Raw genomic sequence first — 14359 nt, 5'->3', positions numbered from 1 at the left:
CGAGCAGGAAACGGCCTCGCCCTCCGACGAAGGAGGTGGATGCAAGGTGAGCGGAGGGTCGCGGGCCGTGGGGAAACGCTCACACGCGCCTTGAGGGAACCAGCGCGTGCGAGCCCGCGAAGTAGACCATTCCCTCGCGCCCGGGAAACACCCTCACTTCAAACAAACAATGGATGTCAGCCCAGACCCTCGCGTGACAGGGACGGACCCATGGGAGCGGACGGCCTCGCCCTGGAGTCGCCTTGACCCGAACGAGTGGCCAGCACGCCCATCGGGGCGTCGCTCACAGCGCCTCTTTCACGGGCCACTCGGAGGTCACCTTCCACAACTGTGCCGAGTCATTGCAGGTCGTCTTGGAGAGGACGGAGATGTTGTTCTCCTTGCTGTCATTGAGGATGCCCAGGGACTGCGCATCACCCTGCGCCTGGGTGGTCAGCCGATAGATGCCGTTGGGCTCCGGAATCAACTTCCACCGCTGCTCCGGAACATCCGCGGTCTTGACGAGCAGGGGGCGATTGTCGGCGGTGCTGGCCAGGGACAGGTCGGCCCCACGCCACTGGGTCGTCAACCGGTAGTAGCCGTTGGCCTCCGGCGTCACCTTCCACTTCTGACCCGTGAGCTCCGCCGACCTGGCGAGGATGGGCACGTTGTCGTCCTTGCCATCCCCGAGGATGTCCAGCGACATGCCCTCGCCCTGCCACAGGGTCGTCAGCCGGTAGTAGCAACGCGCATCGAAGTCGGCGGACGGAGGTGGCGTGGCGGGAGGCGTGGCCGTGGTCGTGGGCATCTGCCACATCCGCTCGAGCAGCATGAGCATGCCCGGGTCGTGACTGGCCAGCTCTTCACGCGTGAATGGGAAGTAGTCGTTGCGGCCGAAGAACGCCTCCGAGGTCTCCGAGAAGTACTCCCAGTCGTCGAGGATGGCATACGCACGCTCGAACGTGATGGGCTTGTCGGACGCACGCCGACGCTCCACGCATTCGTAGTTCTTGCTTGCCACCGCGCGCGCATAGGCGGCCCGGATGTCGGCGTGCTGGTGGAGCACCTGGTCGTAATAGGCGTGGGCGAGCTCGTGGAGCACGAAGAGCGGCATCCGCCTGGTTTCCTTCTCGAAGATGAGGACGTTCGAGAACTCGATGCCCTTCAGCATCGCCATGTTGCGACCGGGCTGGCCCAGCCAGACCCTGCCAGCATGGTACCGGGCCGCATCCGGCGCGTCGGGATAGGGCGGCGACAGCCACAGCGTCACCTTGCGGAGCTGCGCCACGGGCCCCGCGGGGATGAGCCGGACGACCTCCTTGAGCTGCGCCCCCAGGAGCACCAGGGCCTTGTCCGTCAGGGGCTTGTTCGCCGCTGACAGCAGGCGGTCATCGATGCGAACCGTCCAGCCCTCGATGGCCCGGGTCCGGTAGCTGGGAGCGGGGCTTGCCGCGGAGGCGACGCAGGCGAACGTCAGGGCAACCAGGAGGAGCCATCTTGGAGAGTGCACGCCTCATCCTACGCCAGGCGTGGCGGGCAATCCCAACCCACCACGCCGGCGATGGAAGCGTGAGCTACTGACAGGCGATTCCCGGCAGGCCCCGGTACGCGCCCTGTGAGGTCCAACGCGTGTGTGGAGTGCCGCAGGAACCCGCGTACGGGTCATCCGTGCCGTAGCCCGGCACCCAGTATTCGAAGTGCAGGTGCGGCCCCGTGGAGGCCCCGGACGAGCCCACCCGCGCAATCCAGTAGGCGCAGTCGAGCGACGTGCCCCGGGCGAACTGCTGCGTATAGGCCTTCAGGTGCCAGTACCAGGTCTGGGTGTTGTCCGGGTGCCGCATGATGATGTAGTTGGCTGTGTAGAGACCACAGGCGGCGTAGGGGTTGGACTGGTTCCAGTAGTTGCACCGGTCGTAATACCCATCCACGTTGGACTCGATGTAGCCCCGCGCGGCGTTCATCGCCCAGACGCCGTAGTCCATCTTGCTGAACCCGCCGACCAGCGCGTAGTCCGTGCCCGTGTGGCCGCTGTAGCGCACGCCTCCACACGCGTAGTCCCGACCGCCGTAGTCCTTGTAGGCGCTCACGGTACAGCCGCCGTTGCCACACTGGTCCGCGAGCTGCGACGCGGGGAAGCGGAACATCGTCTGCGCGGAGGCCAGGGCCGGAAGGACACACAGCGCCAGCATGAGCAGTTGCCGAATCGCGAGACTCATTTCTCACCGCCCAGGTCCGCGGAGGCCTCGCCCGTCCGCACGTTCAGCTTCCAGAACTCCCCGCCGCCCGCGTTGTAGCGGAGCACGTCGTCGCTCAACCACGTCATGTGATGACTGGAGACGGGCGGTGGCACGAAGCCCTTGGGCGGGCCGCCATACAGCATCGTGCTGTCCATCCCGAGGTTGGTGAGCTGCCTGGGCGCCGCGCCGTCCACGTCCGTCACGTAGAACGATGCGACGGTGGTGCGGCCGGAGACGAAGACCACGGTCCGTCCATCCGGAGAGATGCTGGGCGTCGCGTCCACGCCGGGCCCATCCGCGAGCACCTTCACGCGGCCCTTCAGGTCGATGAGGCCCACGGAGGTCTCGTGCTTGGGCCCACGGGACATCGCCAGTGTGGCCACCAGGGCGTCGCCCTTCGCCGTGGGGAACAGGTCCCCGCCCACGCCTTGCGCCAGCAGACGCTCGCGGCCGTTGGCGTCGCGCAGGTGCAGATTGCCCTCGCCATCCAGCAGCGCCACCTCGGGGCCTACCGTGCGGGCCTCGCGGTACTTGAACTCACGGCCCACCACGCGCACCGCGCCCGTGGTTTCGTCATACTGGACGATGGCCAGCAGCGGCAGCTCGTCCGTGCCCAGGGCGTCGGCGGGAATCTCCGCGACGACGCCGGCCAGCATTCCCTTGCCCTGCCCGAAGAGGTGGACGAACCGGGCCTTGGGTCCGAACTCCTTCGCGACGGCGGGGACGAGGTGCTCACGCGCCTTCGTCACGCGGCGCAGGTCCGTCGGATTCATGCGGTCCGCCGCGGCGGCGCTGGTCGCAGCCAGCGTCAGCACGGTGAGTGCCAGGAATTGTCTTCTCATGTCGCTCCAGGGGTGAGGGGAAACCCATTCGGTGATGTGTGACGAATGGGTTTTCCTGCCGCTCAGGAACGAGTTGCCTGGAAATCAATAATTACTTGCCCACGCAAAATTGAAGACTGCGTGTATTCACGGCGACAGAAGAAAATGGGAGGCCGATTGAAGATGGCGGGATGCTGTCCATTTGTCGTCACACACCGTGAGGCACCAGCGCGGCTTGGATGAGCACACGGGCTCGCTCGCGAATCCGAGACGAGAGGAGTTCCTCCGCCGCGACATCGAGCGAGCGATAGGCAAGCGGGAACGCCAGCTCCAGGTCCACGCGCACGTCGAGGACCACTTCGTCGAGCAGGGCGTCGACGTGGTCGCGTCCACACTTGGAGATGGCGCTGGCGATTCGCGCGGGGTTGACCAATCTCAAGGACCAGTCCACGAGCGTCTCCACAGAGAGGGGCTGGTGCGGACTCCACGCCTCGCTCTCGTCGAAGCGGCCCTCGCTGAACTCGTCGATCTTCCGTTTGACGGAGGCACGCGCGCTCGGGGAGACGCGCAGTTCGCTCTTGATGACCAGCCCCTCCGCCACGTTGTCGGCGAGCGTCGGCAACCCCAACAGGCCGGGGACCCGCGTCGGAAACCGGGTGGGGACGCTGTCCATGTCGCCGCGGGTTCCCCTGCGAAGCACGGGAGGCGTCATGAGCCCCGCGTCCCTCGCCGCGGCCTCCAGCTCCGGGTGGGCCAGCAAGACGCCCTCGTCTTCATCATCTCGCGCGAGCAGGACGTCGAACGGAGACCAGCGAAGGTCTGGCGCATACCAGATGCCCGTCTGCACGGCGGACAGGCCCGGCACGGGTGGCACCTGGGGATGCGGATAGTGCCCGCCGAAGAGCTCTCCGTAGAAGTACAACGTGCTGGTGGCCGCCCCCAGCGCCTGGGCCATCTGCTCGGCGGCGTGGCCCAGCTGTGCTCGGACGAGCTGCCATCCGAAGAAGGACTCCTCCTCGGTCAGCCACGCCTTGCGTTTGCCGAACCACGCCTGTCCCTCACGCACGGCGATGACGAGCTGCGCGCCATGGACCTTCTCCAGTGCGATCCACGGGCCGCCGGGACTGGGGACCGACTTCGGCTCGCCCGCCGCGGGCATCTTCGCGTAGGTCCGGAAGGGAGGTGGCTGTGCCATGCGCGGGAGAATGCCTGAAGTGGCCGCGCGGCGCTGTCCCCGCTCGGACGCGGTTGGCCCTTCTTGACCCGCGACAGCCCGGCCTGATTGAACGGACGTGACCATGCGACTCCGCGCCTGCGCCGCACTTCTGCTGCTACTCTCGGCCTGCGCGACGACAGAGTCGAACACACGAGGCTCAGCGGCCCAAGACTCCAGGGTCGCCAACCTCCAGAGAGCGGCGACTCTGCCGTGGGTGGATGACGGGCGCTGTGTGGTGCGGGAGGCCTCCAACGAATGGGCCGTGCTGGTGGAGCGGTGCTTCCATTCGCTCGACCATGACCGGCTCGAGTTTCGTGATGTCACGGGACGATGCTCGGTCGCCTCCGCGGGAGCCGCCGCACTTGGCTTGGGCGTCTGCGTTCTGATTGCGCCCGAAATCATCGTCGGGGCCGTGATTGTCGCAGGTGCGGTCGTGGTGGCAGCCGCCATCAGCGAGGAGTTGGCTGCGTATCGGCGGGCATCCCGTGCGAGCGCAAGGTCCGAGGTCCAGACGCAGCCCCTCAAGAAGCCTGCGGCAGACCGAAAGCCCAAGCCATCAGGGCAGGACTGGTTTCCTCCAGGACCGACCGAGCCAGTGGCGAGTGAGCGCCGACCGGACTGCAAGCCCGTCCCGGTGCCGCACGCGGGCGAGGATGCCGCCCATGACGAGTGCGCCGATAAGTTTCCGCCCAACCGATATCCTGGAATGGACGTGCTGGTGGGTGGCAAGCGCTTCGATGCGCTTCAAGTCGGTGCGCGTGTCCTATGGGAAATCAAGACCTACCAGTTCGACACGTACAGTGACTTCCTCCGGGAACGGGTCATCGAAGACCAGATAAGAGAGTTCAAGGATGCGCGGAGTATCGCACGGACTTGTGGCTATGACTTCGTCATTGGCGTCAGCACCGTTACGCACAAAGCTGAACTGAAGATGGCAGACGACACCTTTGACATTGTCGTGACGGGGTGCACGCGATGAGCACTCGAAACCGCCTCATTCTGAACCTCTATGCATCTGCGCTCAGTGAGAACGATGGCCGTCCGCTCGCTGCCGTCCACGGCTTGGAGCGGGCGTTCCCCGGCCTGAGCATGACGTGGCAGGTTTCAAATAAAGGTCAGCTCATCGCGATACCCAAGCGCGACGCATGGCTCGCCGAGGCAGCCGCACGCGGAGAGTTTCCTCTTGTTTGCAACGGGGACGAGCGCTACCCGGTGACGGTTGTAGGGCGGCAACAACTCGCCAGTGAGAGTCCAGGAGGCCAGCCCCAGCTTCAGGTTCATGCGAAGCTACCGCAGGACACGGTCGCTCTCGCGGCAGCTGCGGATGTGTTGGAGCAAGTGGCAGAGGGCATCCGGGCGCTGTGGGGCCTCGTGGCACCGGGGGCCATCATGGAGGTCATCGCGGACCAGACCGGCCCGAAGAGATACGGCCCCAGCAAGCCGCCACTCGGACTGCCCGCGTTGAAGATGCCATGGGACATCCATTCACCTGAGACGCCACGTCACCTCGGGTGGCTGAACTATTGGTCCTCCGCCGCCGCACAGGCCATTGGGTTCCCGGACCCCTCCCGTGACGCGGAGCTGCTCTCACGGGCTCGACGCACGGCGACAGGGGGCTGGGTCGTACAGCTCACGGAGGCACCACTCGACCTGGACGACCCCGCTCATCTGGACGCGCTCCAGCGCGCCTATGCGCGCTTCCCGGAAATCGGTGGCCGCGCGGCGTCTTGACTCCTCGGCTCCGGGTGCCCGCACGTCCATCACGAGGAACCGGCGCTTGCGGGCCCCTCCGCCGAAACAAACAATGGATGTCAACCCAGGCCCTCCCCCTGACAAGGATTGGGCCAGGGGAACGGATTGCTTCACCCACGGTGCTACAGTCTTCCGCAACCCGAGGTCTACAGGGGGAGGACCGGACATGAGACTCGACATCTTCTCGGAGATGCAGCACCCGAAGGAGCGGTGGACGGGCGCGGACCACGAGCATCATCTCATCCGTGAGACGCTGGAACAGGCGCGGCTCGCGGACGAGATGGGCTACGGCGTCTGGTGGCAGGTGGAACACCACACTGCGGTGGAGTTCAGCTACAGCTCCGCACCCGAGGTCATGCTCACCGCCATCGCGATGGGCACCCAGAACATCCACGTGGGGCACTCCGCGGCGCTCGCGCCCGCGCGCTTCAACCACCCCATCCGCATCGCCGAGCGCTCCGCGTTCCTCGACCACCTGAGCGGCGGCCGCTTCCAGCTCGGCATGGCCCGCAGCACCATCCCCGAGTGGCGCGTCTTCAACATCGAGCCCGACGCCACCCGCTCGCAGATGCAGCAGGCCTTCCAGATGATTCCGAAGCTGTGGACCCAGGAGAAGTTCTCCTGGGACTCACCGGACTTCCGCGTCAAGGACATCAACGTCGTCCCCAAGCCCTTCCGCAAGCCGCACCCGCCGCTGTGGCAGGCGTGCTCCAGCCCCGCGTCCTTCGAACAGGCCGGACGCAACGGCGTCGGCGCGCTCGGCGTGACGCTGTGGGCCTCCCCCGAAGAAGTCGCGGAGATGATCCACCTCTACCGCGAAGCGCTGCGGACCCGCTGTGAGCCCGTCGGCGACTTCGTGAACGACCAGGTGGCCTTCTTCACCTTCGTGCACTGCGCTGACACCGAGCGCGAGGCGATGCAGAACGGCGCCGCGAAGGCCGCCGCCTGGTACACCAGCGGCTCCTTCACGTTCTTCGAGGCCAAGGACCACTTCGTCAAATCCGCCGCGGAGCTGGAAGCGCTCGCCAAGGACCCCGCTGGCGGCGGGCTCACGGGCCAGTACCTGCGACGCAAGGACCCCAACGCACCCCAGTCCCAGGCCCAGCGCATCCTCGGCCGCATCATGTCCGGCGAGGCCGTGCCCGATGAGCAGGTCTGGGAGGTGCTGAGCGCCCAGGACTCGCTCATCGTCGGGACGAAGGACCAGGTGCGCCAGGGCCTCAAGCGCTACGAGGCCCTGGGCATCGACGCGCTGATGTCCTTCCACCAGGTGGGCGCCCTCTCCCACGAGGCCGTGCTCAAGAGCATCCGCCTCACCGGCGAGCTCATCCCCGAGTTCAAGACGCCCGCGCCTCCCTGAGCCCCCTGGCGGAGGGCTCCGAGGACCGTTCGTCGCTCCTGGAGTCCTCCGTCCCGGCGCCTCGCTCGCCAGGGCGCACAACTCCCACCTCGCCCCGCTTCCCCAGGGCGCCATCGTGCGCACCTTGGGGACGGTCTCGTGCGGAAGGGGATGGGGATGAGGGTCGGCCAGCGAACACTGGGATGGGGCCTTGCCTGCGCCATGTGGGCCACGACGCCCGCATGGGCGGCAGAGCCCCCGAGTGCCCGGGAGCAGGGCAGCCAGGAGAGCGTCGCGAAGGCCTCCTCCCCGCGTCCCCGCCGCTTCACCCGCGAGTGGTACGTGAGCCCCTCGGGCAACGACATGGCCGCGGGGACGAAGCGCGCCCCGTTCCGGACCATCGGCCGCGCGGTGCGCAACGCGGGTCCCGGCGAGGTCATCCGCGTCCAGGCAGGTGAGTACGCCGAGGGCGTCTTCATCGATGGCCCCGCCGTGAAGGCCGGCAAGCCGAACGCCCCCATCACGCTGCTGGGCGAGGGCAAGCCCCGCATCATTCCGACGGCGCGCGGCGGCACGCTGGTGCAGGTGCGAAAGCCCCACTGGGTCATCGAGGGCTTCGAGATCGACGTGCGCGGGCAGCCGCGCTTCGCCGTCCTCTTCGAGGGCGACACCACCGGCGCGGTGCTCACCGGCTGCCACATCCACCACGGCACGCTGGGCGCCGGCGTCGCGACGCACGGTGGCGCGCGCGACGTGCTCATCGAGAACAACCACATCCACGATTTCCGCCGGGCGCCCAAGGGCGACTCGCACGGCGTGGTCATCCAGGCCACGTCGCGGAACATCACCGTGCGCGGCAATGACATCCACGGGAACTCGGGCGACTCGGTGCAGTGCCTGCTGCCGGACCGCAAGGGTCAGGCGCCCGCGCGCAACGTGGTCATCGAGGGCAACCAACTCCACGACAACGACGAGAACGCCGTGGACATCAAGACGTGCCACGACGTCGTCATCCGTGACAACACGATGTACGGCTTCCGCAAGTCCCCCACGTCGGCGGGCGAGGCCGTCGTCGTCCACTTCTCCGCGCGGAACGTGCGCATCGAGGGCAACCGCATCTCCGACGCGGGACGCGGCATCGCGGTGGGCGGCTCGCGCGAGGGGAACCAGCCCAGCCCCGCCAACGTCGTGGTGCGCGGCAACACCATCAAGGGCATCACCCAGAGCGGCGGCAGCGACGGCGCGGGCATCCGCGTGGAGAACTCGCGCGACGTGACGGTGGTGGGCAACACCATCTCCGACACGGAGGGCTTCGGGATGATGCTCGGGCTGGGCTCCAACGGCGCGCCCAGCGAGAACCTCACCGTGCGCGGCAACTCCATCCAGGGTCGGCACCTGGTGCGACTGGGCAAGCACCGCCCCGGCCTGAAGATGGACGGCAACCAGTACGCCGCCGAGGGCACCTTCAAGGCCGACCCCGAGGAGACCCGCAGCCTCGCGCAGTGGCGCCGCGTGTCGGGCGTGGACCAGAAGTCCACCCCACTCCAGTAGGAGCAGGGGAAGTCCCACCCGTTCGACTGTCCCGAGCGAGCCTGGACTCGGCGAGACCGAGCCCGGCATCTCTCGCCTGAAGGCCGCTCACCGGCGCGCCCCTTCCGCTTGCAGCGACGTACAGCGCAGGAAGGGACTCGGCCCTCGGGGCGTCTTCTCGCGGAGAGGCTCTTGCAGCTCGCGCCAACGCACGGAGCAAGACGGACTCGACGCACGCGCGGCTTCAGCTCGCCTGACACTCACTCACCAGCGCCCCTTCCGCGCAGGCCGCCGCGCAAGGAGCCACGCCCCCTCCCCGCTTCAATCCACAGAAGCGGGAAGGGGCTCGACGCTCGCTCAGGGCGTCTCGTCGGACGGCACTTCCCCCGTGAGCACGCAGATGAGCGCGACGGGGTCACACTTCACCGGGAACACGGGATTGATTCCCGAGCCACGCAGGCGGCCCGCCTCGAAGTCCGGGTACGGGTCGCACTTCACGTCGTCCGGCTTGCCCGCGGTGGCGCAGCTCACCACCGGCCAGATGCCCTTGGCCTGGTACGTCGCCGTGCACCCGTTCTCCGAGTAGCGCAGGTCCGCCTTGAACTGCGTCCCGGGAATCCCCGGCGTGTTGTAGATGCGCAGGTTGGACCACTCGTACGCGAAGCTCTGCGCGGGCAGCGTGTCCGTCGCCGGCACCTCCAGACGCGTCGTCGACAACTGCGGCACGTCGCAGAAATTGTCCGCCCCCGGCCCCTCGCTGGCCAACGGCCCCACCGAGTACGGCGTGTGCGACGCATCCAGGTCCGGCCGGTCCTTGAAGTCCACCAGCAGCTTCCCCATCCGCGCGCTGCGCAGCGCCACCGTGTCCGGCGCCTTGGGGTCCTGGCTGAAGTACTTCTGCATCCCCACCGCCTCCGGCGCCAACCGCGCGCACTGCAGGTCGGGGTTCTGTCCCGGCAGCAGCGTGTACACCGTGGCGAACGAGCCGATGGAGCCGTCCGTCACGGCCCGCGCCACCACACACTGCGCCTCCGGGTCCTCCACCCCACAGCCCGCGAGCACCAGCGCCGCCAGCGCGCTCCATCCCATTCCACGAATCATTGGCAGATGTCCTTTCATGGCGAGCGCCTAGAAGGTCAGCTTCGCGCCCAGCCGCACGGAGCGCGGCGCCTGGTAGGCCGTGGGACGCTTGAAGTTGGGGTTGATGTCCGCGGGGACGATGGGCAGGTTCGTCGCCGTCGAGATGACCTTGCAGTCCGGGTTGTTGGCGACGAGGCACGCCGACAGGTCCGCGGGCTTGCCCCCCTGCTCGATGGCGTAGACCCGCGTATTCGTCAGTGTCTGGTCCACCGCCGTGTACTGCTGGAAGTTGAAGACGTTGAACACGTCCAGCGACATGCTCAGCACGTAGTCGCCACTCAGCTTCTGGTTCACGCTCACGCGGGTATCGATGTTGTGCACCCACGGCAGCCGACCCGCGCTGCCTCGCGGCAGGATGAACGTCTCCGAGCCGCTGCGCCGAGGATGCGCGCCCAGGTAGTTGAGCGGCGTGCCCGAGCGGCTCCGATAGCCACCACCCACGTTCAGGCTCGTCGTGCGCGTCAGGTTGAACTCCCGCGCACCGAACGCCTTGAACGAGTGCGTGCGGTCCCCGGGCAGCGGACCGTCGCGGTTGGTGGTCAGCGACACCAGGTCGAAGTCGCGCGTGAGGTTGGGCGACAACTGGCCGGTGTCCGCGCGGAACAGACCCGAGTAGTTGCCGCGCAGCTTGGACCACGTGTAGCTGGCCTGGGCCAGCCAGCCGTCGGTGAACGCCTTCTGGTAGTACAGGTTCACCGCGTCGTAGTGGCGCTTCGCCTCGGGGAAGTCCGTCGAGAACCCCTTGCCCGGGTTGCCCAGGAAGAAGGTGTTGCCGTCATCGCGGCTCATGTCCTCGATGACGTCGTTGAGCACGCGCCGCGTGTACGTCAGGCCGAAGCGGCCGAGCAGCACCTCGTACTCACCACCCACCATGATTTCGTCCGCGGACTGCGCGCGGATGTTCGGGTCCACCGGCACGCGGTCTCCACCCTGCGCGTCCCAGCGCTGGTTCGGCCCCTCCCGGCTGCCGATGGTCTGACGGTTGCCCGGCGCCATGCAGCCCGTGAGCCGTGACTCCCGGTCGCTCGGCAGGCAGTTCTCCGCACCGTACGTGGCGGACAGGAGCTGCTGCTGCGGGAAGGACAGGTCCGCCAAATCCAACGGCACGTTCTCGAAGAAGCGCGCGAAGTTGACGAACAGCTTCGAGCGCCCCTGCTGGGTGAAGTCGTAGATGAGCCCCACGCGCGGCGACCACTGGTTGGGCAGATGCAGGCCCACCTTGTCGTCCAGACCTCGGATGGTCTGCACGTCGTAGCGCAGGCCCGCGTTGAGCGTCACCTTGTCCAGGATGGACCAGCTGTCCTGCACGAAGCCGCCCACCGTCATCGACGTGGACGTGCCCTCCTTGCTGGCCAGGAACACCGGCTGGTCCGGGCCCTCGAGGTAGCCGTACTGGTTGAGAGTGAAGAAGCAGCGGCCGTTGGCGCACTCCTGCCAGGGAGCGCCGCCCGTGCGCGCGCGATTGTTGTAGAAGCTCATCCGCTCCGCGTCGAAGCCCGCCTTGATGATGTGGTGGCCGAGCGCCTGGAACAGGAAGGTGCCCATCACCTTGCCCTGGAAACGGTCCAGTTCCTGCTCGCTGATGGTGCCGGGACCTCCCGTGGAGTAGGCCCGGATGGGACACCGCAGCTGCTGCTCCTCCGGCGTGGCGCCACAGACGGACGGGTCGCGCAGCGTCTCGAAGAAGGTGATGGAGCGCGGGCCGGGGTTGCTCGTGCGGCGCCAGGCGATGTTCGGCTCCGCGGCCAGGCCCGTGGGCGACAACAGCCCCGAGCCATCCGACGGCAGCGTGCTGTCCGCCTGGTGGTGCCAGCCAAGCGTCGCGTCGACCAGGAACTTCTTGTCGAAGAAGGACGACGACTGCTTGGCGACGATGTCCATCACCCCGTTGCTGCGGCGCGTGGCGATGGAGTCGTAGCTCCCCTGCACGAAGGCGGTGCAGGACAGGCCCACGCACACCTCCGGGTCACCGTCGTCGCTGAAGGAGTACTTGCCCGAGCCACCCGACGAGCGCGGCGTGCCGAACACCGACACGGACAGGTTGTGGTCCGGGTTGAAGAGGTACGTCAGCTTGGTCATGTACTGGAGGCTGCGCTCATCCGCGAAGCGCAGCGTGCGCGAGCCCTCGATGGGCGTCGCCAACCCGAAGCCCGTCTCCGGGTCGCGGACCCGGTCGCCCGCCTTCGTGCAGCCCGGCCTCGTGTCGCCCTCGCCGCAGATCTCCAGCGCGCTCAACTGCCGGTCCACGCGGATGCGATTGAACGACGGCGCCAGGCCCGCGTAGAACCAGAGCTTGTCCTTGATGATGGGGCCGCCCAAATCGAACCCGAAGTCTCCCTGGTTCCACGGCTGCCCCTGCGCGGAGATGACGCTGCCCTCCTGCTGGACGATGGTGCCGTTGCGCTGCAGCGAGCCCGGCGCCATGTTCGCGAACACCGAGCCGTGGAACTCGTTGGAGCCCGACTTGGTGACGACGTTGAGCACGCCGCCCGTGGAGCGGCCGTACTCCGGCATGTAGCCGCCGGTGATGACGTTGACCTCCTGGACGAACTCCACCGACAGCGGCGTGCCCAGCGTGCCCACGCCCGGGTCGTTCACCGACAGGCCATCCACCACGTACTGGCTCTCCGGGGAGCTGCTGCCGCTGACGCTCACGCCGTAGCGGTCCTCCACCGCGCCGGGCGCCAGCTCCGCCAGCGACTCGAACGAGCGCGACGCGGAGCCCTTGCTGCCCGGACGGATGACGGCCACGTTGCGCAGGAAGTCCGCGTCCACGCTCATGCCCTGCGTGCTCGAGCCCACGTCCAGCGTGGGCGCCGCGCTGATGGAGATCTCCTCGCCGAACGCCGAGGGCAGCAGTTGGATGTTCACCCGGATGGTGCGGTCCAGCCGCAGCACGATGTCCGGACGCACGAAGGGCTCGAAGCCCTCGCGCTCCACGCGCAGCGTGTACGTGCCCGGCGGCAGCTGCGGGATGCGATACAGGCCGCTCGCATCCGAGACCACCACCCGCTCACCCTGCAGCTTCGGCGAGGTGGCCGTCACCACCGCGTCCCCCAGCGCCTTCTTGTCCTCCGCGCTGGTGATGGTGCCGGTGATGACCGAGACGCCTTGAGCGAACGCTCCGGCGCCACAGAGCAGGACCGCGAGACACACCCCGCGGGCGAGACCCACACGTATGGACAAAGCTGACTCCCTCCCTTTGATTCCGGAGGGCACTCTGTCTCAAGACGCGAGAAAGCAACAATCCCCAATTAAACAGTAGGCACGCCGGGGTGCGTCACCGGGCTGGGCGGGGACGGGCCCATCCGGAGCCCGCGTGGGGCTGGAGGGCGGCCACCGTCCTCGGCACGACAGGGGCCGCTGCCTCGCCCGCGGCCTGGGCGACGGAGCGGCGGACGGACGCGGGGCGACGCGGCACTGGTCTATGCTGCGCGCTCCCGTGGACGCTCCCCTGCCCTCCCGCCGCCGCCTCCTGGTGCCCGCCGTGGTGTTCGCCGTCGCGAGCACGCTGGTCGCCCTGGCCGCGCTGTATGTGCAGGGCCTGCTGCCGGCCTCCGTCCCGTCCGCGTCGGAGCCCTTCCACTATCAGGGCTACGAGAAGGTGCTCCGGCACGTGCGCGCGGATGGGGATGTGGACTTCTCCTCCATCGGCCGCGAGCGCGCGGAGCTGGACCGGTTCGTCGAATCGCTGGCGTCGTTCTCGCCGCACAACCGTCCGGACGTCTTCCCGACGTCGGAGGACGCGCTGGCCTTCTGGCTCAATGCCTACCACGCGCTGGTGCTCCAGCAGGTGGTGGATGGGTATCCCTATCTGGAGAGCGTGCACGGGCCGCTGCTCGGGCGCTTCTTTTGGGGACGCTCGTGGCAGGTGGGCGGGCGGCGCATGACGCTGTGGTCGCTGCACCACCGCATCCTCGCCCGGGAGTACGCCGACCCGCGCATCCACCTGGCGCTGTTCCAGGCCACGCGCGGCGGGCCTCGCATGGACAGCACCCACTTCCAGCCCGAGTTCCTCGACGCGCAGCTCAACGAGGCCAGCCGCCGGTTCGTGGGCGACAAGCGCCACGTGCGCCTGGACCGCGACACGGTGTACCTGGCGAAGCTGTTCGAGACCTGGCGCGAGGACTTCCTCGCCGCGCTGCCCGAGGGGCGCCGGGGCAACGTGCTCCAGTTCGTCTGGGCGTTCCTGCCGGACACCTGCGAGGAGCGTCCCGGCTGCGACACGCGCGCGGACCTGGACCACGCCTGTGGGCCGAAGCTGGACCGCTGCCACATCGTGTACGAGCCGGAGGACCCCGCGCTCCCGGATGCGGCGGCGCGCGAGGTCCGCTCGGAGCGCTGA

The 14359-nt window shown here is 67.9% G+C and carries 11 protein-coding genes; 5 read left to right on the top strand and 6 right to left on the bottom strand.

Features of this window, described 5'->3' with window-relative positions:
• Positions 1-283: 283 nt before the first annotated feature.
• The 4 genes from VZQ01_RS25650 to VZQ01_RS25635 form a co-directional block, all read right to left on the bottom strand.
• Entirely contained in the window at positions 284-1489 is a 1206-nt protein-coding gene (locus VZQ01_RS25650) for an RICIN domain-containing protein (RefSeq protein WP_223747017.1), read from the bottom strand.
• A gap of 64 nt (positions 1490-1553) precedes the next feature.
• Positions 1554-2195, bottom strand: a complete 642-nt coding sequence (locus VZQ01_RS25645) for a M23 family metallopeptidase (RefSeq protein ID WP_426744928.1) — start codon at positions 2193-2195, stop codon at positions 1554-1556.
• Positions 2192-3058 carry a TolB family protein gene (locus VZQ01_RS25640; protein WP_223747015.1) on the bottom strand — a complete coding sequence of 289 codons (867 nt, stop codon included), beginning with the start codon at positions 3056-3058 and terminating at the stop codon, positions 2192-2194. Before VZQ01_RS25640 ends, VZQ01_RS25645 begins: the two co-directional genes overlap by 4 nt.
• Positions 3059-3245: 187 nt before the next feature.
• The gene (locus VZQ01_RS25635; protein WP_408889065.1) at positions 3246-4232 is read right to left on the bottom strand and encodes an RNA ligase family protein; all 987 of its coding nucleotides are present in this window, start codon (positions 4230-4232) and stop codon (positions 3246-3248) included.
• Positions 4233-4335: 103 nt separating this feature from the next.
• Between VZQ01_RS25635 and VZQ01_RS25630 the strand changes: the two genes are divergently transcribed.
• The 4 genes from VZQ01_RS25630 to VZQ01_RS25615 all read left to right on the top strand — a co-directional run bounded on the left by VZQ01_RS25630 (position 4336) and on the right by VZQ01_RS25615 (position 8895).
• A complete protein-coding gene (locus VZQ01_RS25630; RefSeq protein ID WP_426744927.1) occupies positions 4336-5232 on the top strand; it encodes a DUF6310 domain-containing protein in 897 nt (298 codons plus the stop codon).
• Positions 5229-5984 (top strand): DUF5953 family protein, encoded by a 756-nt coding sequence (locus tag VZQ01_RS25625; protein ID WP_426744926.1) that lies wholly within the window; start codon positions 5229-5231, stop codon positions 5982-5984. Before VZQ01_RS25630 ends, VZQ01_RS25625 begins: the two co-directional genes overlap by 4 nt.
• Before the next feature lie 187 nt (positions 5985-6171).
• A complete protein-coding gene (locus VZQ01_RS25620; RefSeq protein ID WP_426744925.1) occupies positions 6172-7365 on the top strand; it encodes an LLM class flavin-dependent oxidoreductase in 1194 nt (397 codons plus the stop codon).
• A gap of 201 nt (positions 7366-7566) precedes the next feature.
• Positions 7567-8895 (top strand): right-handed parallel beta-helix repeat-containing protein, encoded by a 1329-nt coding sequence (locus VZQ01_RS25615; protein ID WP_267699361.1) that lies wholly within the window; start codon positions 7567-7569, stop codon positions 8893-8895.
• A gap of 336 nt (positions 8896-9231) precedes the next feature.
• On the opposite strand, the gene VZQ01_RS25610 is transcribed toward VZQ01_RS25615, so the two are convergent.
• Complete coding sequence (locus VZQ01_RS25610; RefSeq protein WP_223747009.1) at positions 9232-9975, bottom strand: hypothetical protein; 744 nt, start codon at positions 9973-9975, stop codon at positions 9232-9234.
• A gap of 27 nt (positions 9976-10002) precedes the next feature.
• Positions 10003-13200 (bottom strand): TonB-dependent receptor, encoded by a 3198-nt coding sequence (locus VZQ01_RS25605; protein WP_426744924.1) that lies wholly within the window; start codon positions 13198-13200, stop codon positions 10003-10005.
• A 241-nt stretch (positions 13201-13441) separates the two neighbouring features.
• On the opposite strand from VZQ01_RS25605, the gene VZQ01_RS25600 reads away from it, so the two are divergent.
• Complete coding sequence (locus tag VZQ01_RS25600) at positions 13442-14359, top strand: DUF547 domain-containing protein (protein ID WP_426744923.1); 918 nt, start codon at positions 13442-13444, stop codon at positions 14357-14359.

It is taken from the genome of Myxococcus faecalis (assembly GCF_050039385.1).
Classification (GTDB): domain Bacteria; phylum Myxococcota; class Myxococcia; order Myxococcales; family Myxococcaceae; genus Myxococcus; species Myxococcus fulvus.
The sequence above is the reverse complement of the archived record's forward strand: the minus strand, read 5'-3'. Positions and strand labels throughout refer to the sequence as shown.

Excerpts from the sequence above, each read along its gene's own strand:
- VZQ01_RS25645 (WP_426744928.1), bottom strand. The coding sequence starts at position 2,195 with ATGAGTCTCGCGATTCGGCAACTGCTCATGCTGGCGCTGTGTGTCCTT.
- VZQ01_RS25640 (WP_223747015.1), bottom strand. The coding sequence starts at position 3,058 with ATGAGAAGACAATTCCTGGCACTCACCGTGCTGACGCTGGCTGCGACC.
- VZQ01_RS25635 (WP_408889065.1), bottom strand. The coding sequence starts at position 4,232 with ATGGCACAGCCACCTCCCTTCCGGACCTACGCGAAGATGCCCGCGGCG.
- VZQ01_RS25630 (WP_426744927.1), top strand. The coding sequence starts at position 4,336 with ATGCGACTCCGCGCCTGCGCCGCACTTCTGCTGCTACTCTCGGCCTGC.
- VZQ01_RS25625 (WP_426744926.1), top strand. The coding sequence starts at position 5,229 with ATGAGCACTCGAAACCGCCTCATTCTGAACCTCTATGCATCTGCGCTC.
- VZQ01_RS25620 (WP_426744925.1), top strand. The coding sequence starts at position 6,172 with ATGAGACTCGACATCTTCTCGGAGATGCAGCACCCGAAGGAGCGGTGG.
- VZQ01_RS25615 (WP_267699361.1), top strand. The coding sequence starts at position 7,567 with ATGTGGGCCACGACGCCCGCATGGGCGGCAGAGCCCCCGAGTGCCCGG.
- VZQ01_RS25610 (WP_223747009.1), bottom strand. The coding sequence starts at position 9,975 with ATGATTCGTGGAATGGGATGGAGCGCGCTGGCGGCGCTGGTGCTCGCG.
- VZQ01_RS25600 (WP_426744923.1), top strand. The coding sequence starts at position 13,442 with ATGCTGCGCGCTCCCGTGGACGCTCCCCTGCCCTCCCGCCGCCGCCTC.